The organism is Massilia sp. CFBP9012 (genome assembly GCF_034045115.1).
In the GTDB taxonomy this organism is placed as follows: Bacteria; Pseudomonadota; Gammaproteobacteria; order Burkholderiales; family Burkholderiaceae_D; genus Telluria.
The window spans coordinates 140,396-160,040 of sequence record NZ_JAXCWM010000001.1; the positions used below are offsets into that span (position 1 = coordinate 140,396).

Consider the following 19,645-nt stretch of genomic DNA (forward strand, 5'->3'; position numbering starts at 1 on the left):
CGTGCTCTCCCTCGTGTTGAAAGATGAAAAATCAGGCGACCGGTCCGAAGCCGATTACCATGTCCCCGATCGCGAACAGCCCGATCAACAGCATGGCCAGCGCCACCAGCAGGGTCAGCGACACCGGAAAGGCGCTCTGGGCATGGATCAGGCCCTCGGCCGCCATCTCGCTGCGCTCCTTGCGCAGGCCGCGCATGAACGCTAGGTGAAAGCCGATGCCGCACACCAGCATCGCGATCCCGAGCAGCACCAGCGACACCCCGAAGCCGCGCGCCGCGCCGCTGCCCTCCTCGAGCACCTTGGCCTGGGCCAGCTTGAGGAAGAGTTGAAAAATGGTGAAACCAAAGCTGATCAGCGACAGCGAGGTGCGGATCACCGACATCAACGTGCGGTCGGCACTCATGCGGGTGCGCTGGAACGACATGCCAGTGCGGCGCGCCGACAGCTCGACCGCCGGGTCGTCGAAGGGATTGCCGCTGCGCGGCGCGGAGACGGTGTCCACGGTCTCTCTCCCTCAGTCCACCGGTTCAGCCGGCGGGAAGGTCCATTCTCCGGACTCCAGCTCGGGCCGTGGCCGGTACAGGCGCACCGTGTAGTTCCAGCCCGGCATCACCGGCAGGCAGTTGACGGCGCTGGCATGCTCATCGCCGTTGCCGCAGCCGCCGAACTGCACCAGCACCGTACCGTCCATGTCGCGCCGCGCCGTGTAGCCGTTCACCGTGTAGGCATCGCGCACATTCGGCTCGAAGTAGCCACGCGCGTTGTAGACGCTGATCGACCAGAAGCCGTCCACCGGTACCTCGCCCAAGCGCAGCCGGTGCACGGTACGACCGTCGTTGCGCGCCGGCGCCACGCCGAGGTAGATCGCATGCCGCTCGGGATTGCCGCCCCAGCCGACCGCGGTGCCGACCAGGTGGCGCACCGGATCGACCTGCTCGCGGGTGCCGAAGGTGCGGCGCGAATCCGGCAGGCTGGCGCCCAGCGCGACCAGGGCGTCGCGCACCCGGCCCTGGCTGGCCGCGTCCCAATCAGGTATTTCGAAACGCCCGGCGCGCGCCTGATCGATCGCGATCCGGTCCTGCAGCGCATGCGCGCGCTCGAAGTCACCTGGCGCGGTGGGATCGACCAGGGTGCGCACCGCCACCATCATGTAGCGCGTGCCGACCCGGTCGCGGCTGAAGGTGACCGTCCCGCCATACCAGACGCCGAATGCATACTGATCCTCGTCCAGCGCCATCAGCGACATGAAGCGCGTGCCGGCATCGGGCAGCGTGATCGTGGCAGGACCGGCGTCGAGATCGAGTACGGCGGCAGAATACAGGGTGTCGCGGTTGGCCCGCACCACCGCCTGGGCATCGATCGGCATCAGCTCGCGTCGATGGTCGAACCTGCCAATGCCGCCTGCCAGCTTGATCGTCGAGGCGAAATACATATCGCTCTCGGCGCGCGTGAAGTTGTCGATATTGACCGCGACCCGTTGGCCGCGCGCCAGCTCGGGGTTGATCGGCTTGTTCATGGTGTCCTCCCCAATCGCATGAAAATCGGCTAGCGCCGCCGGAAGCCGCCACGATGGCCGCCGAAATTGCGCTGCAGGTTCATCGCCGAGCGGTCGAAGTTATGGGTGCGCATCTCGCCGAGCTGGCGCGCGCCGCGGTCGCCGTCGAGCCGCTGGCGCATCGTCGCGGCGCCCTGCCTGTCGCCGGCGGCGCTCCAGCCCTGGGCGCCGTGCCGCTCCCAGCCGGCGCCAGCATTGCGGTACACCTGGCCATCGCGCCCGGCATACACATCGTTGCCGACCCGCGCCACCGCGCCGCCCCCGGCGCCGCGCGCTCCGGCCACCCGTTCGGCCTGGCCGCTGGCGCGGTCGACGACCACGCCGCTTGCGCCCTGCACCGCCCTGCCGCTGACCGGATCGGCAAACACGCCGCGCCGGCCGGCGGCCGCGACGCCGCGTGCGGGGTCGGCCGCGATCCCGCGTCCGCCGACGGCCACCGCGCCGCGCGGCCCCTGGGCCACGCCGCGTGCGCCGGACGCGAACTCGCCGGTGTACACATTGCGCACCGCGCTGCGCTGGCCGGCGGACGCCACGCCGGTGCGCGAGTTATACGACGAGCCGACCCTGCTGGCCCAGGCATTGCCGCTCCAGGCATCGAAGCCGCCCGCGGCGCGCCCCACGCTGGCGCGATTGCCCCACTGCGAATAGATATTGCCCGTATAGCCGGCCCAGCCACGCGCACCCCAGGCGACGGCGCCGCCGCGCGCGCCATAGGCGGCGCCCCATGCCGGCGCCGCCCACGCGCCCCAGTAGGGATAGGCGCCCCAGCCCCAGCCGCAGGACGAGGTGGCCGCGCCCCAGGCCCAGCCCAGGCCGAAAGCCACCGCCCAGCCGGTCCAGGGCGTGTAGGCCACCGACGCGCCATAGCCATAGGTGACGGGCGTGCCATACCAGTAGCTGCCCATCCAGGGCTGGTAGGCGTACCCAGTGCCGTAGACCACGACGCCGCTGCCGGGATCGATCAGGGTGCCCTGGTAGGCCGGGGTGTAGCCGACCGTCACGCTGCCGTCCTCGACGCCGTAGATGCGCACCGCCGTCACGAAGTACAGCGGCGACTCGGGCGGGATCGCATAGATCTCGGCCGGCACGCCGGTGGCCACCCGGTACGGGCCGGCAGGCCTGCTGGCGCTGAACCAGACGCCGTCCTGCACCGCGTAGTAGCTGGCCGGCCCGGCCTCGATGATGGTGGTGGCGGTATTGACGATGTAGCGCAACGAGGTGCCGGCGATCGCTCTGAACTGGGGCGCACCGTCGAACACCGGCGCCGGCAAGGTGGTCTGCGCGACCTGCACCGTCGCCGTCTGTGGAATGACGGCCGCGATCGCCGCCTCGCGCGCCTGGGCCGTGCCGGCCACCGAGGACTTGACGTTCTCCTTGGCGCTATCGTCCGGAATCGCCGCGAAATCGGGCGGCAGCGCGGACGGCGCCACGTACTCCCAGGGTCCGCCCTCGTCAGCGGCGCGGAACCAGCGGCCCGAGGCCAGCACATAGCTGCGGTTGTCGCTTGTCGACTTGAACATATTGCCGGTGGTGTTGTCGACATACAGCAGGCGGGTGCCGGCGATCGAGACGTAGCGCGGGGCGCCGTCGGTCACCACCAGCTCGGTCGGCGTGGTGGCGACATGAATCGCCGGCGCCCCGGCGGCCAGGCGCGGCGGCGGATCGTCCGGCCCCGCCTGGCCGGTGAGCGGGTCGGCCAGGTGCGCGTCCGACACCTGGCGCCAGGCCCGCTCGAGGTCGGCGCCGGGCGCGGCCAGCACGCTCCATCGGCCGTCCAGCGCCGGCGCGCTCATCCAGCCGTCGAAGATCTTGAGGTAGTGCACGCCGCGCGCATCGCGCAGCAGCAGCGGCCGGGTATTGATCACGCGCTCGAGCGGCGCCTCGGCCAGGCGGCGGTAGACCGGCGCGCCGTCGATGCTCACCAGGAGCGCCGGCACGGTGGAAAAGACGAAGCGCGGCGGCGTATTGCGCAGCGCCTGCTGCGCGCCCGCGCGCCCGGCGCCGAGCACCTGCAGGTCCGCCTCCAGGCGGTCAAGTTCGATGGTGCGCGAACGGCCTGCGAGCTCGGCGCGGATCGCCGCCTCCCAGGCGCCCTTCTCGGCGGCGGAGGCGGAGGGAAACTCGGACTGCACGATGCGCGCCTGGGCCAGGGTCACGCTGCGGGTGCCCTTGTCGACCAGGGTCTCGGCCTCGAGCGTGACGACGCCATAGCGGGTGCGCGGCGGTTCGCCGCCGCTGGCCCCGACCGCGGCGCGCGCCTGCAACCGCGCGCCGTCCCAGGCGTCGAGCTGGGGCTGGTACATGGTCAGGGTGGTGGCGCCGGCGCGCACCTGGCGCGGCCAGGGCGCGACTTCCGGTGGCGCGGCATCCTGGCCCGCCTGTACGGCCGCCTGCGGGTTTTCCGGCAGGCTTTCCTGCGGCTCCTGCGCCGCGCACGACACACCGGCTGCCAGCACCACCGCCAGCGCAAGCATCGAGCCGGGCCTCATTGCAGTGCTCCCGCGGCTGGCGCGAACACGGTGCGCCACGCGCCGGCCATGCCGGCCACGATCCAGCCATCGCGGGCCGCCCGCAGCAGGGCTTCCTCGGCGCCACCGGTATAGGCATATTCGCGCTCGGCGTCGTCGTGGTGGATCAGCAGGCACATCGACGCGCCGGTTCCGCGCGCGCAGTAATCGAGCATCTGGATGTCCCCATTGGCGTTGCCGGCGGCGAAGATCGGCCGCCGTCCCAGCCGGCTCCAGATGCGCACCGGCTTCATCGGCCCATCGTCGAACACCTCGACCGCGGCGGTATGGACGATGTCGCCCACGTCCTCGCGGTACTCGAGCGCGACCGAGCTGCCAACCACGTTCTCGGGCGGGATTCCGTACACCTCCTCGGTCACCGTGCGCATGAAGTCGCGCGTGCCGCCGCTGGCGATGCAGTTCGTGAAGCCGTGCCCCGCCAGATAGTGCAACAGCTCGGTCATCGGCGCATAGGTGCACTCCAGATAGGGTCGTCCCAGTTGCGGATGGCGCCCGGCGCGCAGGAAATCGGCGGCCGCGCGCGCGAAGTCGTCGGTGCTGAGGCCCACATAGCACTGCAACAGGCCATCGACCATCGCATGCAGGGCAGTGTCGTCGCCCCGGTAGCGCTGCTCGATGGCGGCGCCCAGCCACGCATAGTCGCGCGCCATCACCGCCTTCCACGGCTGGCGCTCGGCCAGCTTTGGCTCGCGTTCGGCCATGCGCGCGAGCTGGCGGAACAGGAACTCGGCCTGGATCGGGCCGGGCTTCTCGCACCACAACGTGCCGTCGTTGTCGAACACGGCAATCCGGCCGGACGGCGGCACATGGGCGCTCGACTCTTCGTCCGTCACCCGCCGCACGAAGGCGATGATCTCGTCGCGCGCGGGACCGTCGGTCCAGGATGGCAGCACCGGTGTCATTGGCGTCTCCTCATTGACGTCTTTTCACTGCGGCACCAGCGCGTGGCGCCGCAGCCAAAGCTGGTAGGGAACGGCCGCCAGCAGGCCGACGATGACGAACAGCAGGACCGTCGCCCGCACCTCCGAGCCCATCGAATTGGCGCTGGCGACCAGCATCGCGATGCCGGGATGGCGCGTCGCACTCGACAGCGCCAGCGCGACCCGGTCGTGCGGTTCCGGACCGCCCAGCAGGTGGCCGGCCACCAGCCCCGCCAGCACCACGGCCAGGATCACCAGCACCGTGCCGTCGCCGACCAGGCGCGCCAGCTCGGGCGCCGCGGTCACCAGCACCGGCAGGCAGGCCAGCGCCAGCAAGCCGACCGCGACCTTGCTGACCACCGGCGCGGCGTGCGCGGCCGGCCCGGGCGCCAGCGCGCGCAGGCCCAGGCCCAGCCCCAGCGGCACGAACAGCGAGACGAACACCAGCTGCGCCACTGCCAGCGGCGACACCGCCAGCGGCGCCACCACGGCATGGGCGTTGAACAGCCATGCCAGGATCGCCACCGCCGCCGGCACCGTCACGATCGACAGCACGCCGATCGCCACCAGCAGGCCATAAGCGTAGGGCTTGCGCCCGCCAGACCGGATTTCCCTGGGCAGCGCCACCGGCGGCAGTGGCGACACCGCCATCAGCACGATCGCGATCTCGACCGATTCCTTCAGCGGCAGCAGCGCCACCAGCAACGCCGCGACCAGCGGCACCACGACCACCAGCGCCAACAGGGCGCGCAGCAGCAGGCGCGGACGGCGCAGCACGTACAGGCCGTCGCCCCTGGCGATGTCCAGGCCGATGCTCAGCGCCAGCAGCAGCAGGCTCGCGTGCAGGGCCAGCGCCACCAGTTCGTGCAGCAAGTCCATAGTCGTCTCCCCACCCAAGGCCCGGCCACCAACGCGCCGACCGTCCATCGATGGTAGCCGCACCGCCCGTGAGGCGGCATTGGACCATGGTCCCAAGGAATGGCCGGGTTGGACGAAAGTCCAATAGCGCCGGCGTCGAGGGCGGCGTTAGGCTGTGACAGGCCGCGGCGACGGCTGAACCGGCCCGCCCCCATCCACTTCCCCATGAGGTCACCATGAAGGCACAACCAGGCAACACGAGACGCGTGCTGATGCCAACCATCCTGGGCGCCGCGCTGGCGCTGGCCGCCTGCGCCGGCCAGCCCACCCGGGACGAGACCCAGGCCCGGGTCGACGCCGCCCAGGCCACCCTGCACAACTTCGTGCGCGATCCTGACATGAGCTGGTTCCGCGAGCACGTCGGCCACGCCAAGGCGGTGCTGATCAGTCCCGAGATCGTGCAGGCCGGCTTCATCGTGGGCGGCTCGGGCGGCTCGGCGGTTCTCATCGCGCGCAAGGGCGAGGCCTGGGCCGGGCCGGCCTTCTATCGCATCGCGGCCGGCTCAATCGGGCTGCAGGCCGGCGCCCAGGCGTCAGAAATGGTGGCCCTGATCATGACCGAGAAGGGTCTCAATTCACTGCTGTCGACCACGTTCAAGCTGGGCGCCGACGTGAGCGTCGCCGCTGGCCCCGTCGGCGCCGGCACCGGTGCGCCGCTCAATGCCGACATGGTGGTGTACACGCGTTCGAAGGGCCTGTATGGCGGCCTGAATCTGGATGGCACCGTGATCTCGGTCGACGACGGCCGCAACCACGCCTATTACGGCGCGGGGGCGACGCCGGTGGACATCCTGGTCACGCGCAGCGTGACCAATCCCCACGGCCAGACGCTGGCGCGGGTGGCGTCGAGCGCGGTCAACGGCGACGCTGGCGATCAGTAGGGGCGCGCCAGCAGGCGGCGCAGCTGGGCCGCCTGGTAGGCGCCGAATGTATCGCCGAACAGGCAGCGGATCAAGGGGTCGTCCACCACGTCGGCCTCTTGCAGTTCGCGCTCGGCATCCGGCTCGAAGCGGCCGTCATTGATGCGCATATACATCGAGGTCAGCGATTCGCCCAGCGCCAGCGCCGCGTACAGCTTGGCGGCCGGGATCTCGGTGCTCCAGCCGAGCGGGCCTGCCGCGCCGTCCACCAGCACCGCGCTGTCGCCGTCGAGACGGTAATGATAGTGGCCGGCCTGGCCTGCATGGTCGAACACCGACAGGCGCCAGATGCGGGGCTGGTCGAAATAGGCCGATCCGGCATCGGTGTCGCCATACTTCGCCACCAGCCCCTGGCGGCAGTACTCGTCCACACGCGCCTGTTCGCGCGCGCCCAGCGGCGCGAAATGGCGGGCGATCTCGCCCGTGGGCGGCGGCGCCGCATTGCCCGCATAAGGGTAGTCGACGTCCTGCTCGCCCACCGGAATGACCCAGTCCAACGGCGGCGCCGGGTGCAGGCCGGCGGCGTCGAGCCGCATCGATACCGAGGGGTTCAGGCGCACCACCTGCGCCTCCGGCAAGGCCGCTCCCACTTCCTGCCCGAAGCGCGCGTACGAGATCGGGAAAAAGGCGCGGTTATACCAGGACCACGGCTCATGCACGAACTGGCAGGAGCTCGGCACGACGTAGCGCGGCGCCAGCGCCTGCAGCTGGGCGATCCACTCTTCCGGCAGGCCGGGCGGCGCCGCGGCGTGGCGCGACGGCGCCAGCACCTCGAGCTCGCGCATGGTCTGGAACGGCCACAGCACCATGTCCCACGGCCCCTGCGCGACCAGCTTGGCCAGCGTGCCGTCGTCGATCCAGGAGTCGACCACGTTCAGCACATTCATGCCGGCCGCGCGCACCTGGAACATCGAATCGACGTCGATATCCATCGCCTCGCGCGGGATGACCGTGAACGGTCCCACCTCGACCGCCCGATCCAGCGCCAGCGCATGGACGTTCGTGAACCCCAGCTGGCGCAGCATGTCGAACAGCGCCTCGAACTGGCAATACAGGTAGATTGGCGTGGCGCGTTCCAGCAGGTCCAGGCTCTCGAGCGAGCAGTGATCGTCGTGGAAGTGCGAGATGAAGACGGCGTCGAAGCGCTGGCGCCGGATCGCATCCAGGTCGAAGCGCACGTCGGGGAAGGCGTGGCAGTTGCGGCTGAAGGGATTCTCGAAGATGGTATCGAAGGCGATACGGCAGCCCCCGCATTCGAAGACATACCCCGCATGCAGGATCCTCGATATCGTCAACTCCGCCGTGAACTCCTTCATGTACAGCGCCCTCCCCGTGAAAGGCGGCATTCTACACGCCGGCGGCCTGCCGCGGCCGTCTGGCTGTAGAATCGCGTCTTTGCCCGGCCGCATCCCATGTCGACATCGCACTCCCAGCAGACTCACTCGGAACTGATCCTCGGACTCGATGACCGCCCACCGCCCCTGCCCGGCATGCTGGCCGCCCTGCAGCACCTGCTGGCCATCATCGTCCCCATCGTCACGCCGGGCCTGCTGATCTGCCAGGCGCTGGGGGTATCCAGCCGCGACACCAACCTGATCGTCTCGATGTCGCTGGTCGTCTCCGGCATCGCCACCTTCGTGCAATGCCGCCGCTTCGGGCCGTTCGGCGCGGGCCTCCTGATCGTGCAGGGCACCAGCTTCAACTTCGTCGGCCCGCTGATCGCCGGCGGCGCCCTGATGGTCAAGCAGGGCACGCCGGTGGAGGCGGTGATGGCGGCGATCTTCGGCGTCGTGGTGGCCGGCTCCTTCATCGAGATGGGCGTCTCACGCGTGCTGCCCTTCGTCAAACGCCTGATCACGCCACTGGTCACGGGCATCGTGGTGCTGATGATCGGCCTCACCCTGATCAAGGTCGGCCTGATCAGCATGGGCGGCGGCTACGCGGCCATGGCCAATGGCAGCTTCGCCAACGGCGAGAACCTGCTGCTCTCCGGCGTGGTGCTGGCCATCATCGTGATCCTGAACCGGGTGCCGGTGGTGTGGATGCGCAGCGCCGCCATCGTGATCGCGCTGGCCGTCGGCTATGCGCTGGCCGGCTGGATGGGCCGCCTGGACTTCAGCGGCATGCACGATGCGCCGCTGTTCCAGGTGCCCACGCCCCTGCATTTCGGCCTGGGCTTCTCGTGGTCGCTGTTCGTCCCGATGATCGTGATCTACCTGGTCACCTCGCTGGAAGCGATCGGCGACGTAACCGCCACCAGCAAGGTCTCGCGCCAGCCGGTCGAGGGACCGCTGTGGATGCAGCGCATCAAGGGCGGCGTGCTGGTCAACGGCGCCAATTCCCTGCTGGCCGGCATCTTCAACACCTTCCCCAGCTCGATCTTCGCGCAGAACAACGGCGTGATCCAGCTGACCGGCATCGCCAGCCGCCACGTCGGCATGTGGATCGCCCTGTTCCTGGTGATCCTTGGCCTGTTCCCAGCGGTGGCCGGCGTGATCCAGGCGGTGCCGGAACCGGTGCTGGGCGGCGCCGCCATGGTCATGTTCGGCGCCGTCGCCGCGGCCGGCATCAATATCCTGGCCAGCGTCACGCTCGACCGCCGCGCGCTGCTGGTGATCGCGGTATCGCTGGCGCTGGGCCTGGGCGTGTCCCAGGTGCCTGAATTCCTGGCCCATATGCCGGCCCCGGTGCGCAACGTGCTCGAATCGGGCGTCGCCACCGGCGGCCTGTGCGCGCTGCTGCTGAACTGGTTCCTGCCCGAACAGGCGGCGGGCCCGAGAGAATCGCAATGAACTGGACGCGGCTGGCCAGGGGCTTGCTGGCGCTGCCGGTCGTGGCGGTGACGGCGTGGGGCGCACTGGCGCTGTGGTTCCAGCTGGCGCCGGCGCTTGCGCTGGCCATCGGCGGCGCCTGGACCCTGCTCGGACTGGCCGTGGCGCTGGTCCTGGCGCGCCCACCGGGCTGGCTGCACGAGCGCCGGCTGCTGCTGGCCGGCGCGCTGGCAGCGCTCGCGATGCTGGGATGGTGGCAGTCGCTCGCGCCGTCGCACGATCGGCCTTGGGCCGACGACGTCGCGCGCCTGCTGGAGTCGACGGTCGACGGCGACCGCCTGGAATTGCGCAATGTGCGCGCCTTCGAGTGGCGCACCGAGACCGACTACACACCGCGCTGGGAAACCCGGCGCTACGACCTGTCCCGGCTCGAGTCGGCCGACCTGGTCCTGTCCTACTGGATGGGGCCGCACATCGCCCACACGCTGGTGTCGTTCGGCTTCAGCGACGGCCAACGACTGGTGTTCTCGCTCGAGATCCGCAAGGAGCGTGACGAGGAATTTTCCGCCATCGGCGGGTTCTTCCGCAAGTTCGAGCAGGTGATCGTCGCGTCCGACGAACGCGACCTGATCCGCACGCGCAGCAATGCGCGCGGCGAGCAAGTCTATCTGTACCGGCTGCGGGCGACACCCGAGCAGCTGCGTTCGGTGCTGCTGGACTACCTGGCGCGCGCCGAGCAGCTGCAGCGCCATCCGGAGTTCTACAATACCCTGACCAGCAACTGCACCACGATCCTGTTCCAGCTGGCGCGCCAGATCGATCCCGCCCTGCCGCTCGATTATCGGCTACTGGCGTCCGGACACTTCGCCGAGTACGCCTACGACCAGGGCGCCCTCACCCCGGGCCTGCCCTACGCGGTCTTGCGCGAGCGTGGCCACATCAATGCGCGCGCGCAAGCTTCCGATACCAATGCGCACAACTTTTCGCAAGCGATCCGGGCCGGCGTGCCGGGCATTGCCGCACCAGCTGTCCCCGATCAACTGTTGAAGATCAATAGGCACTGACCCCTCCTCGATAGAATCGACTCAGGTTCGATTTGCTCCTGCAACGCTGCCAGGAATCGATAAGGAAACGCAATGGTATCGGGTCGACATCCGCCGTGGCAACGCCCGCCTCGACCGGCCGCCCAGGACGGCGCCTTCGCCATCATGTTCGTGCCGCTGCTGGTGCTGGTGGTGGCCTTCGCCGGCCTCGCGATGGACATGGGCATGGTCTACAACCGCAAAGTGGAGCTGAGCGGCATCGCCAAGGCCGCCGCGCTGGCCGCGGCCAAGGAACTCAACGGCAGGAGCAGCGGCATCGCCACCGCCAGGACCCGGGCGCGCGAAGCCGCCCAGCGCTTCACCTACCGCTACGGCGCTGCGGTCGCCTGGGACGATGCCGCCCTCAGCTTCTCCACCACGCCGGCACGCGGCGGCACCTGGGTCGGGGCGGACAGTGTCGGTGACGCCTCCGGTTTCTTCTACGCGCGGGTGGACACCGCGGCGATCGGCGCGCTATCCGCCAGCGTCAGCACCCTCTTCATGCGCGTCCTCTCGGACGGCCTGGCCACGGTTGAAGTGGCCGACACGGCGATCGCCGGACGCGCCGGCATCCATGCCGTGCCGCTCGCCATCTGCGCCATGTCGGAAACCCGCGCCGGCGAGCGCATCAATACCGGCCTGAGCAATAGCGAGCTGATCGAATACGGCTTCCGGCGCGGCGTCAGCTACGACCTGATGCAGCTCAACCCGCGCGGCAACACTGCGGCGCGCTACATGATCAATCCGGTCATCCCGCCGGGCATGCCGAGCACCTCGTTCAACCCGGGAATCCTGGGCCCCTTCGTATGCGCCTCCAACCTCTGGATGCCGCGCCTGACGGGCGGCCCGATCCGAGTGTCGTCGCTGGCATCGGCGGCGCCACTGATCGGACTGGTCACCCAGCTCAATGCCCGCTTCGACGACTTTGGCCGGGGCCTGTGCTTCCCTGCCGGCGCGCCGCCGGACACCAACATCCGGGCCTACACCTACGAGAGCGCGGGCGGCGCGCCATGGATGTCGCCGGCTATCGGCCTTCCGGCTGCGAAGATCACCACCGAACGCGGCCGGCTCGAGACCGTGGCCGACATTCCCGGCATGGGCAGCACGGCGCCAGGCCTCAACGGCGGATCCTTCGGGCCGCTCTGGTCGTATGCCAAGGCGGTCCGGTTTTCGTCCTACACCCCAGGCGAGCCCGAACCGGCGAGCGGTTACACGCCGTTCAGTACTGGCGACTGGCCCAAGCTGTACCGGAGCGATATCAGCTCCAGCAACTATCCCGGCACAGGCCAGAACAGTCCCTACAATCCGATCAACACGATGGACCCGCCCACCGTCGCTTCGCCGAGCGCCACGCACCGCGACTTTGCAACGCCGCTGCGGCGGGTGCTGTATGTGCCGCTGCTGTCGTGCCAGGGGGCGCCGCCGTCCGGCGCCAACGTCCCGGCTACCGTTCTCGGCGTCGGTAAATTCTTCATGACCGTGCCGGCCACTAGCGACACCCTCATCGCCGAATTCGCCGGAGCGGCGTCCGAACAATCGATTCCCGGCGCAGTGGAGCTCTATCCATGAACCTGAGACTTCCCTGGCGCAGGAATCCCAACGGCCGCCGCCAGCGCGGCGCGGCAGCCGTCGAATTCGCCGTCCTGCTGCCATGCCTGGCCATCGCACTGGCGCCGCTGATCCTGTGCGCCCGCTTCATGTGGCACTACACCGTCGCGCAAAAGGCGGCGCAGGATGCCGCGCGCTACATGGCCACGGTGCCGGCCGTCGAAATGCGCTCGCGCGTCCTTGCCGCCCGGGCGGCCACGGTGGCGGTCGAGATCGCGAAACGGGAGCTGGGCGACCTGGCGCCCGGCGAGGAACTGGCCGATGCCGACGTGCAGTGCGACTCCCGGGTGTGCGGATTCAGGGGCGGCACGGTGCCGAGCACGGTCGAGGTCGGGCTGTTCTTCTACATGCACGACCCCATCTTCAATACCTACCTCGGGCCGTGGGGCCTGCCGATCGATGTCGTGGTGATAGAGCCCTATGTCGGCAAATAACCAACGCGGCCCGTTGTCACGCCATCCGCCTCGCCCGCAGCGCCGCCAGCGCGGCACCGCCGCCGTCGAATTCGCGCTGCTGGCGGCGCTGTTCTTCCTGACCGTGTTCGGGATCATCGAAGTGGCGCGCATGCTCTACGTCTACGGCACCCTGCAGGAGGTGACGCGCCGCGCCGCTTCCAGCGCGGCCCACGTGTACCCGACCGACACCGCAGGCATCGCCCGCATCAAGTACGCGGCGATGTTTCGCACCAGCCCCGGCGAACTGCCGCTCGCCCCGCCGGTATCGGATGCCCACCTGAAGATCGACTACCTGGCCCTGATCCGCGACCCTGACGACGGTGAACTGAGCCTGGCGCCGGTCGCATCGGGCTCCATCCCGAACTCCGCCGCACGCAACCGGCAGCTGTGCATGGCCAATCCGAACGCGGCCGACTGCATCCGCTTCGTCCAGGTTCGCATCTGTGGCACGGGCGCCGATGGCGCCGGCGAGTGTCCGCTGGTGCGCTCGCGCATGATGCTGCCGCTGGTCGACCTGCACGTGCCGCTGCACAGGTCGACCACGATCGTGCCGGTGGAATCGTTCGGCTACCAGCCGGGCGAATCGCCCTGCCCCTGTCCCTGAGCGGTCAGCGCGCCTGCAGGGCGGCGATGCGTTCCTCGATCGGAGGATGGCTCGAGAACAGCGCCATCGCGCCGCCCTTGCCCGAGATGCCGAAGGCGCTCATATTCTTCGGCAGTTCGCCTTCGGCCATGCCGCCCAGGCGGCGCAAGGCCGCGATCATCGGCTGCGGCTGGCCCATGATGTTGGCGGCGCCGCGGTCGGCGCGGAACTCGCGCTGGCGCGAGAACCAGGCCACGATGATGCTGGCCAGGATGCCGAACACGATCTCGCACACGATCACGGTGACCATGTAGCCGATGCCGGGGCCGCTGTTTTCCTGGTCGTTCTTGCGCAGCATGCCGTCCACGAAGTAGCCGACGATGCGCGCCAGGAAGATCACGAAGGTGTTGACCACACCCTGGATCAGGGTCAGCGTGACCATGTCGCCGTTGGCGATGTGGGCCACCTCGTGGGCCAGCACGGCTTCGACTTCCTGCTCGGTCATCGACTGCAGCAGGCCGGTCGACACCGCGACCAGCGACGAGTTCCTGGTGGCGCCGGTGGCGAAGGCATTGGGTTCGCCGTCGTAGATCGCCACTTCGGGCATGCCGATGCCGGCGCGCTGGGCCTGGGCCGCAACCGTGTTCAGCAGCCACTGTTCGGTCGAATTGGACGGCTGCTGGATCACGCGGGCCTTGGTCGACCACTTGGCGATCGGTTTCGACAGCAGCAGCGAGATGAAGGCGCCGCCAAAGCCCATCAGGCCGGCGAACATCAGCAGCTTGGTGAGATCCAGGCCGTTCGAAGTGAGGAAGCGGTTCACGCCCAGCAGGCTGGCGGTAATGCCCAGCACCAGCATGATGCCCAGGTTAGTCGCGATAAACAAAAGAGTACGTTTCATGATGTCCTTCTTGGTACGGTTGCGGTATAAAAAACGGGTTCAGGCGGCCTGCTCGGCATCGTCGGCGACGATGCGCTGGATTAGCACCTTGGCGATGCGGCGCTCCTCCACGCTCAGGATGCGATAGCGCAGGCCGTCGATCTCGATCTCCTGGCCCGGCTCCGGCATGCTCTCGAAGCGCGCCAGCAGGAAGCCGGCCAGCGAGGTGTAGTCATCGTCGATGCTCACCAGGCCCTCGGTCTCCAGCACCTGCTCCAGCTGGTGCAGGTCGGCCGTGCCGATGACTTCCCACTCGCCGGGGCCCCTGGGCTGGATCGCCAGCTGCTCGTCCTCGTCGGGGAACTCACCGGCGATCGCCTCCAGGATGTCGACCGGAGTCAAGAGGCCCTGGACGATGCCGAATTCGTCGGTCACCAGCACCAGCTGTCCATGGGCGCGCTTGAGCGTGTCCATCGCCTTGAGCACGCCGGCGGTATCGGGCAGCAGGATTGGCTTCCTTATTGGACCATTGAGGCCATTGCCGTCGACGACGCCGTCGTCGATGCGCGCCTGCAGCACCAGCTGGCTGATCAGGTCCTTGGTGCGGGCGATGCCGACCAGGTTGTCGAGCTGGCCGCGGCCGACCGGCATCCGGCTGTGTGGCGACTCCTGCAGCTGGCGCAGGATGTCGTCGGGCTCGTCGTCGAGGTTCACCCAGGACATCTCGGAGCGCGGCGTCATGATCGAGCGGATCGAGCGGTCGGCCAGGGTCAGCACCCCGCTGACCATATTGCGTTCCTCGACGCCGAAGGCTTGTGGCTCTTCGGTCTGCGCATCCTGCGCGTCCGGCTCGGCATCCTGGCGACGCTTGCCGCCCATCAGGCGCAGCACGGTGTCGGCGGTGCGATCGCGCAGCGGCAGGCGCTCCTCGTTCTTGAGGAAGTTGCGGCGCGCGAACTGGTTCAGGGCCTCGATCAGGATCGAGAAGCCGATCGCCGCGTACAGATAGCCTTTCGGGATATGGAAGCCCAGGCCCTCGGCCACCAGCGACAGGCCGATCATCAGCAGGAAGGAGAGGCACAGCACGACCACGGTCGGGTGCGCGTTGACGAAGCGCGTCAGCGGCTTGGATGCGACGATCATGACGCCGATCGAGATGATCACGGCCGCCATCATGACGCCCAGTTCGTCGACCATGCCGACCGCGGTGATCACGGCGTCGAGCGAGAACACCGCGTCCAGCACCACGATCTGCACGATCACGGCGCCGAAGCTGGCATACACCCTCGATTGGGTCTGGACTTGGGTCACGCCTTCCAGGCGTTCGTGCAGCTCGACGGTGGCCTTGAACAGCAGGAATACGCCGCCCAGCAGCAGGATCAGGTCGCGCCCCGAGGGCGACCACGGCCCCAGCGCGAACAGCGGCGTGGTCAGCGTCACCAGCCAGGACACGATGGTCAACAGGCCCAGGCGCATCAGCATGGCCAGGGTCAGGCCGATCAGGCGCGCCTTGTCGCGCTGGTGCGGCGGCAGCTTGTCGGCCAGGATCGCGATGAAGATCAGGTTGTCGATGCCCAGGACGATTTCCAGGACAACGAGTGTGAGCAGACCCGCCCAGATTGCCGGGTCGAATAGCCATTCCATTGGATTACCTCGTTATTTTGCTAAATGTGTGTCGCGGCCGATCGCGGACACGGCGCAGCAGTCGAAGCGACGTGCGTCATCCATGCAGGGATCGTGATCGGCCAGGGGCGCCGCGCAGGCGGCGAAGCAGGCCCTCAGGCCATGCGCGGGGGTTTTAGCGGTGGAAACGAGGAGTGATTGGCGCGTGGCGGCGCCGGCGGCGCGATCGCGCCTCCCGGCAAGCCGTACAGCTGCAGGCCGAGGTCTTCATACACGGAATCGTGGACGTCGGCGCCGGCTGGCGGCTCGTCGGGATCGATCTCACAGCCGGCCTGGCAATCGTAACCGCCCGACAAGTAGGCATCGGCGAACAGGGGGACGGCCGCATCCGTTTCGAGCGCTGCCGTGTGAATGAGGACTTCGGAAGGTGTGACGTGTTCCGTCGCGCCGGTCGGCTGCATCGCGGATGCGGCCATGGCCAGGGCAAACATATTCAGGGGGAGCAGCAGGATCAGGCAGATGACGAAAAATCGTCTCATATACGATGCGAGAGTCGGAACGGCGCCAGTATAACATGCGTTCACCTAGCTCCGCCCCGCCGCGCACAAGCGCGCATACCTGGCCGGCGTCACCCCCACCGCCAGCCGGAAGCGCCGCGTGAAATAACTCTGGTCGGCGTAACCCACCAGCGCCGCCACCTGCACCAGCGGCAGCCGGCCCTGCCGGATCAGCTCCTGCGCACGCCGTATGCGCGCCTGCTCCAGCCAGGCGATGGCGCTGGCGCCGGTGCTGCGCCGGAACAGCCGCGCGAAATGAAAGCGGCTGACGTTGGCGACGTTTGCCAGCATCTGCAAGTCGATCTCTTCGCCCAAATGGGCGTCGATGAAGTCCTTCACCCGCTGCAGGCTGCGCGGGTTCAGGCCGCGCGGGCTCGGCGCCAAAGGCGCCAACTGGCAGTTAAAGCGGTGCACCAGGTGCAACGCCAGCGCGCTCGACAAGGCCTGGCTCACATAAGCCTGGGCCGGATGCGGCGCGCGCTCGATCTCGGCCAGGAACAGCGCCACGATGCGCTCGACGAAAGGATCGCGGGCCGAAAAACAGTTGGCCAGCTCGGTCCGGGGCAGCGCGCCGCGCAGCGCCGTCTCGGCCGCCTGCTGCAGCAGCGCCGGCGGCACCCGCATCAACATGATCGCGCCGGGTCCGTCCCAGGCCCATTCGGACGGCATGCCGCGCGGATGGACGCCGATATTGCCGGGACCGATCATGGCGCTATGGGTCTTGCCGTCACGCACCTGGGTCAGGCGCACGGCGCCCGAGATGCGCATCCCGATCACGTCCTGGTCGAGCACGCCGGAGCCGACGCTCCCCGCCGCTGTCCACTCGTAGACGTTGATGCCGACGCCGCTCCAGGGACGGCCCTGGCTGGACGCGACCGAGGTGGCCAGCAGCAGGTTATCCGGCACAGACGAAGCATGCACGATTGCCCCCCACTGATGGCAAGTAAATACCAAAACTTGGCAATAACTTACCACGCCGCGAACCATGTTTTAAAGATAATCGGTATCAGGTGCTGGCAGCTTCAGCGGGCCATTGGCCAAGCCAGGCGATACCCTGCCCTCGGCCATATCTCGCTACCTGCCGTTGGTGGCAGCCGCGAGCACCCGATCCGTGACGCTCGACGAGGGAGGATGCACATGCTTATCACTAGCCAGCAGGCGCAAGCAATGATCGAGGCGGCGCAGTCGAGGGCCCAGGCCCTGGGCGTACCCGCCGTGATCGCGGTCATCGACGGCGGCTGCCACCTGAAGGCCTTCCAGCGCATGGATGGCGCCCCGCTGGGATCGATCGACATCGCCCTGGGCAAGGCCAGGACCGCGGCCCTGTTCGGATGCAATAGCGAAGACGTCTGGGAGTACTGCAAGCCCGGCGCGCCGGCGCCCGGTCTCGAGCTCAGCAATGGCGGGCTCATGACCTTCGCCGGCGGGATCTCGTTCAGGTCCGGCGACGGCGCCGTCATTGGCGCGGTCGGCGTCTCGGGCGGCGCGGTATCCCAGGACCTGGAGATCGCCCGCGCCGGCGCCGCTGCCTACGCAGCCTGAACCCTTCCTTCATTTCTCCAACAATCAGGAGTATTCACATGTCCAAGACTATCCTCATCACCGGCGCCGCCGTCGGTTTCGGCCGCGGCGCCGCCATCGGCATGGCGAAGAACGGCCACAACATTATTGCCACCGTACACGTGTCGTCGCAGGTGACGGCCTTGCGCGAGCAGATGCAGGAGCTGGGCCTGGCCGACCGCATCCGGGTCGAACGCCTCGACCTGACGGACCCCTACGACATCGACCAGGCGCTGACATGGGACTATGACGTCCTGTGGAACAATGCCGGCATGGGCGAGGCCGGGCCGGTCTGGGAAATCCCGGTCGACCTGGTGCGCAAGAACTACGAGGTGAACGTATTCCTGCCGCTCACGCTCACCCAGCGCGTGGTGCGAAAGTGGATCGACGGCGGACAGTCACAGGGCAAGAAAGTCGTGTTTACCTCGTCGATGGGCGGCCTGTTCACGCCAGCCAACTGGGGCACCTATGTCTCCACCAAGCATGCGCTGGAAGCCATCGCCGAAGCGCTGCAGCAAGAGCTGGCCGCCTACGGGATCCGGATCCAGACCATCAACCCCGGCGCCTATTACACCGGCTACAACGAAACCATGGCGGACAATCCCTTCCGCTGGCTCGACGAGCGCAAGCATCTCACCAGCCGCACCCAGCTGCGCAAGGGCTTCGACGACTTCTTCGCCACGCCGGAAGGCAAGATGGACCCGAAAGAGATGATCGACCGGATGATCGAGATCGTCCCGGCCGACAGCGGCAAGTTCCGCAACGTGATGCCCAAGGTAATCGAGGACATGCTCAAGCAGCACCAGCTGGCCGCCTGGGACAACACGATCTAGGCCATGTCCACATTCCACAAGCTGTGCCTGGCGGCCCTGCTGATGGCTGCCGGCACGCCCTGCCCGCTGCGGGCCACCGATGCCAGCGATGCCAGCCCCGCCATGAAGACAGAGACTGAATCGGCCAACAGGGAAAGCGTGCGCGCCGCCTTCCAGGCCTGGGCCGAGGGCACAGGCGTACCGTTCGCCCTGCTGGCCGACGACGCGCAGTGGACCATCGTGGGGCGCTCGCTGGCCTCGCGCACCTATCCCGACAAGGCCGCCTTCATGCACGAGGTGATCCACCCCTTCAATGCGCGAATGGCCAAGCCGCTGTGCCCCACCGTGCGCCAGTTGTACGCGGACGGCGACACGGTGATCGTGTTCTTCGACGCCCAGGGCACCGCGCTCGACGGCAAGCCCTATGTCAACACCTACACCTGGATCATGGAGATGCGCGCCGGGCGGGCGCTGCGGGTGTGGGCCTTCTTCGACGCCATCGAGTTCAATGAGCTCTGGACGCGGGTCAAGCCCGCCAACCCGCCGCCATGAGCGCCCCTGACGCCGGCCACACCCAGGCGGCGCCGGTCGAGCTGCTGCCGATCCTGGTGCTGCTCGGTGCGGCCGTGCTGGCGGTCCCGCTGTTCAAGCGCCTGCGACTGGGTTCGGTGACCGGTTACCCGGCTGCCGTCATGATCGTCGGGCCATTCGGCCTGCAGGTCATCGCCGATCCCCAGGCCATTCTGCACGTCGCCGAGCTGGGCGTGGTGATGTTCCTGTTCGTGATCGGCCTGGAGATGCAGCCATCGCGGCTGTGGACGATGCGCGGCGAGATCTTCGGCCTGGGCTTCGCCCAGGCTGTACGACGCCTTC

The 19,645-nt window shown here is 68.3% G+C and carries 19 protein-coding genes and 1 pseudogene; 10 read left to right on the forward strand and 10 right to left on the reverse strand.

What is annotated here, in order from left to right:
* Positions 1–31: 31 nt before the first annotated feature.
* From SOM61_RS00560 to SOM61_RS00580, 5 genes are read right to left on the reverse strand one after another with little or no spacing between them, the layout of a single operon-like run.
* Entirely contained in the window at positions 32–502 is a 471-nt protein-coding gene (locus SOM61_RS00560; RefSeq protein ID WP_320472264.1) for a YidH family protein, read from the reverse strand.
* Positions 503–514: 12 nt separating this feature from the next.
* Positions 515–1,516, reverse strand: a complete 1,002-nt coding sequence (locus tag SOM61_RS00565; RefSeq protein WP_320472265.1) for a DUF1254 domain-containing protein — start codon at positions 1,514–1,516, stop codon at positions 515–517.
* A gap of 29 nt (positions 1,517–1,545) precedes the next feature.
* Positions 1,546–4,044 (reverse strand): autotransporter, encoded by a 2,499-nt coding sequence (locus tag SOM61_RS00570; protein ID WP_320472266.1) that lies wholly within the window; start codon positions 4,042–4,044, stop codon positions 1,546–1,548.
* On the reverse strand, positions 4,041–4,985 hold the full coding sequence (locus tag SOM61_RS00575; protein WP_320472267.1) for an HAD family hydrolase: 945 nt from the start codon (positions 4,983–4,985) through the stop codon (positions 4,041–4,043). Before SOM61_RS00575 ends, SOM61_RS00570 begins: the two co-directional genes overlap by 4 nt.
* 24 nt (positions 4,986–5,009) lie before the next feature.
* Positions 5,010–5,882, reverse strand: coding sequence for a hypothetical protein (locus tag SOM61_RS00580; RefSeq protein WP_320472268.1), 873 nt, complete (start codon positions 5,880–5,882; stop codon positions 5,010–5,012).
* 215 nt (positions 5,883–6,097) lie between these two features.
* On the opposite strand from SOM61_RS00580, the gene SOM61_RS00585 reads away from it, so the two are divergent.
* A complete protein-coding gene (locus SOM61_RS00585; RefSeq protein ID WP_320472269.1) occupies positions 6,098–6,802 on the forward strand; it encodes a lipid-binding SYLF domain-containing protein in 705 nt (234 codons plus the stop codon).
* On the opposite strand, the gene SOM61_RS00590 is transcribed toward SOM61_RS00585, so the two are convergent.
* Positions 6,796–8,187 (reverse strand): MBL fold metallo-hydrolase, encoded by a 1,392-nt coding sequence (locus tag SOM61_RS00590; protein ID WP_320472270.1) that lies wholly within the window; start codon positions 8,185–8,187, stop codon positions 6,796–6,798. The two genes, SOM61_RS00585 and SOM61_RS00590, sit on opposite strands and share 7 nt — an antisense overlap.
* A 66-nt stretch (positions 8,188–8,253) precedes the next feature.
* Between SOM61_RS00590 and SOM61_RS00595 the strand changes: the two genes are divergently transcribed.
* From SOM61_RS00595 to SOM61_RS00615, 5 genes are all read left to right on the forward strand, one after another.
* On the forward strand, positions 8,254–9,633 hold the full coding sequence (locus tag SOM61_RS00595; RefSeq protein ID WP_320472271.1) for a nucleobase:cation symporter-2 family protein: 1,380 nt from the start codon (positions 8,254–8,256) through the stop codon (positions 9,631–9,633).
* Entirely contained in the window at positions 9,630–10,676 is a 1,047-nt protein-coding gene (locus tag SOM61_RS00600; protein ID WP_320472272.1) for an Lnb N-terminal periplasmic domain-containing protein, read from the forward strand. Before SOM61_RS00595 ends, SOM61_RS00600 begins: the two co-directional genes overlap by 4 nt.
* Before the next feature lie 72 nt (positions 10,677–10,748).
* A complete protein-coding gene (locus SOM61_RS00605) occupies positions 10,749–12,263 on the forward strand; it encodes a pilus assembly protein TadG-related protein (protein ID WP_320472273.1) in 1,515 nt (504 codons plus the stop codon).
* Positions 12,260–12,736, forward strand: a complete 477-nt coding sequence (locus SOM61_RS00610) for a TadE/TadG family type IV pilus assembly protein (protein WP_320472274.1) — start codon at positions 12,260–12,262, stop codon at positions 12,734–12,736. Before SOM61_RS00605 ends, SOM61_RS00610 begins: the two co-directional genes overlap by 4 nt.
* 13 nt (positions 12,737–12,749) lie before the next feature.
* Positions 12,750–13,361 carry a TadE/TadG family type IV pilus assembly protein gene (locus tag SOM61_RS00615; RefSeq protein WP_320472275.1) on the forward strand — a complete coding sequence of 204 codons (612 nt, stop codon included), beginning with the start codon at positions 12,750–12,752 and terminating at the stop codon, positions 13,359–13,361.
* A 4-nt stretch (positions 13,362–13,365) separates the two neighbouring features.
* Here the strand turns inward: SOM61_RS00615 and htpX are convergent, their stop codons facing one another.
* From htpX to SOM61_RS00635, 4 genes are all read right to left on the reverse strand, one after another.
* Positions 13,366–14,241, reverse strand: coding sequence for a protease HtpX (htpX, locus tag SOM61_RS00620; RefSeq protein WP_320472276.1), 876 nt, complete (start codon positions 14,239–14,241; stop codon positions 13,366–13,368).
* A 39-nt stretch (positions 14,242–14,280) separates the two neighbouring features.
* Positions 14,281–15,864 carry a TerC family protein gene (locus tag SOM61_RS00625; protein WP_320472277.1) on the reverse strand — a complete coding sequence of 528 codons (1,584 nt, stop codon included), beginning with the start codon at positions 15,862–15,864 and terminating at the stop codon, positions 14,281–14,283.
* Between the two features lie 134 nt (positions 15,865–15,998).
* Positions 15,999–16,382 carry a hypothetical protein gene (locus tag SOM61_RS00630; protein ID WP_320472278.1) on the reverse strand — a complete coding sequence of 128 codons (384 nt, stop codon included), beginning with the start codon at positions 16,380–16,382 and terminating at the stop codon, positions 15,999–16,001.
* A gap of 45 nt (positions 16,383–16,427) precedes the next feature.
* A complete protein-coding gene (locus SOM61_RS00635; protein WP_320472279.1) occupies positions 16,428–17,321 on the reverse strand; it encodes an AraC family transcriptional regulator in 894 nt (297 codons plus the stop codon).
* 216 nt (positions 17,322–17,537) lie between these two features.
* Between SOM61_RS00635 and SOM61_RS00640 the strand changes: the two genes are divergently transcribed.
* The 4 genes and pseudogenes from SOM61_RS00640 to SOM61_RS00655 all read left to right on the forward strand — a co-directional run.
* Complete coding sequence (locus tag SOM61_RS00640) at positions 17,538–17,942, forward strand: GlcG/HbpS family heme-binding protein (protein WP_320472280.1); 405 nt, start codon at positions 17,538–17,540, stop codon at positions 17,940–17,942.
* Positions 17,943–17,980: 38 nt separating this feature from the next.
* On the forward strand, positions 17,981–18,793 hold the full coding sequence (locus SOM61_RS00645; RefSeq protein WP_320472281.1) for an SDR family oxidoreductase: 813 nt from the start codon (positions 17,981–17,983) through the stop codon (positions 18,791–18,793).
* Between the two features lie 3 nt (positions 18,794–18,796).
* The gene (locus SOM61_RS00650) at positions 18,797–19,324 is read left to right on the forward strand and encodes a nuclear transport factor 2 family protein (RefSeq protein WP_320472282.1); all 528 of its coding nucleotides are present in this window, start codon (positions 18,797–18,799) and stop codon (positions 19,322–19,324) included.
* Positions 19,321–19,635: pseudogene (locus tag SOM61_RS00655) on the forward strand (cation:proton antiporter domain-containing protein); the annotation flags it as partial. The gene SOM61_RS00650 and the pseudogene SOM61_RS00655, both read left to right, overlap by 4 nt.
* Between the last annotated feature and the right edge of the window lie 10 nt (positions 19,636–19,645).

What these genes read in the sequence shown, in the direction of transcription:
- SOM61_RS00565 (WP_320472265.1), bottom strand. Translation starts at nt 1,516, where the DNA reads ATGAACAAGCCGATCAACCCCGAGCTGGCGCGCGGCCAACGGGTCGCG.
- SOM61_RS00570 (WP_320472266.1), bottom strand. Translation starts at nt 4,044, where the DNA reads ATGAGGCCCGGCTCGATGCTTGCGCTGGCGGTGGTGCTGGCAGCCGGT.
- SOM61_RS00575 (WP_320472267.1), bottom strand. Translation starts at nt 4,985, where the DNA reads ATGACACCGGTGCTGCCATCCTGGACCGACGGTCCCGCGCGCGACGAG.
- SOM61_RS00580 (WP_320472268.1), bottom strand. Translation starts at nt 5,882, where the DNA reads ATGGACTTGCTGCACGAACTGGTGGCGCTGGCCCTGCACGCGAGCCTG.
- SOM61_RS00585 (WP_320472269.1), top strand. Translation starts at nt 6,098, where the DNA reads ATGAAGGCACAACCAGGCAACACGAGACGCGTGCTGATGCCAACCATC.
- SOM61_RS00590 (WP_320472270.1), bottom strand. Translation starts at nt 8,187, where the DNA reads ATGCCGCCTTTCACGGGGAGGGCGCTGTACATGAAGGAGTTCACGGCG.
- SOM61_RS00595 (WP_320472271.1), top strand. Translation starts at nt 8,254, where the DNA reads ATGTCGACATCGCACTCCCAGCAGACTCACTCGGAACTGATCCTCGGA.
- SOM61_RS00600 (WP_320472272.1), top strand. Translation starts at nt 9,630, where the DNA reads ATGAACTGGACGCGGCTGGCCAGGGGCTTGCTGGCGCTGCCGGTCGTG.
- SOM61_RS00605 (WP_320472273.1), top strand. Translation starts at nt 10,749, where the DNA reads ATGGTATCGGGTCGACATCCGCCGTGGCAACGCCCGCCTCGACCGGCC.
- SOM61_RS00610 (WP_320472274.1), top strand. Translation starts at nt 12,260, where the DNA reads ATGAACCTGAGACTTCCCTGGCGCAGGAATCCCAACGGCCGCCGCCAG.
- htpX (WP_320472276.1), bottom strand. Translation starts at nt 14,241, where the DNA reads ATGAAACGTACTCTTTTGTTTATCGCGACTAACCTGGGCATCATGCTG.
- SOM61_RS00625 (WP_320472277.1), bottom strand. Translation starts at nt 15,864, where the DNA reads ATGGAATGGCTATTCGACCCGGCAATCTGGGCGGGTCTGCTCACACTC.
- SOM61_RS00630 (WP_320472278.1), bottom strand. Translation starts at nt 16,382, where the DNA reads ATGAGACGATTTTTCGTCATCTGCCTGATCCTGCTGCTCCCCCTGAAT.
- SOM61_RS00640 (WP_320472280.1), top strand. Translation starts at nt 17,538, where the DNA reads ATGCTTATCACTAGCCAGCAGGCGCAAGCAATGATCGAGGCGGCGCAG.
- SOM61_RS00645 (WP_320472281.1), top strand. Translation starts at nt 17,981, where the DNA reads ATGTCCAAGACTATCCTCATCACCGGCGCCGCCGTCGGTTTCGGCCGC.
- SOM61_RS00650 (WP_320472282.1), top strand. Translation starts at nt 18,797, where the DNA reads ATGTCCACATTCCACAAGCTGTGCCTGGCGGCCCTGCTGATGGCTGCC.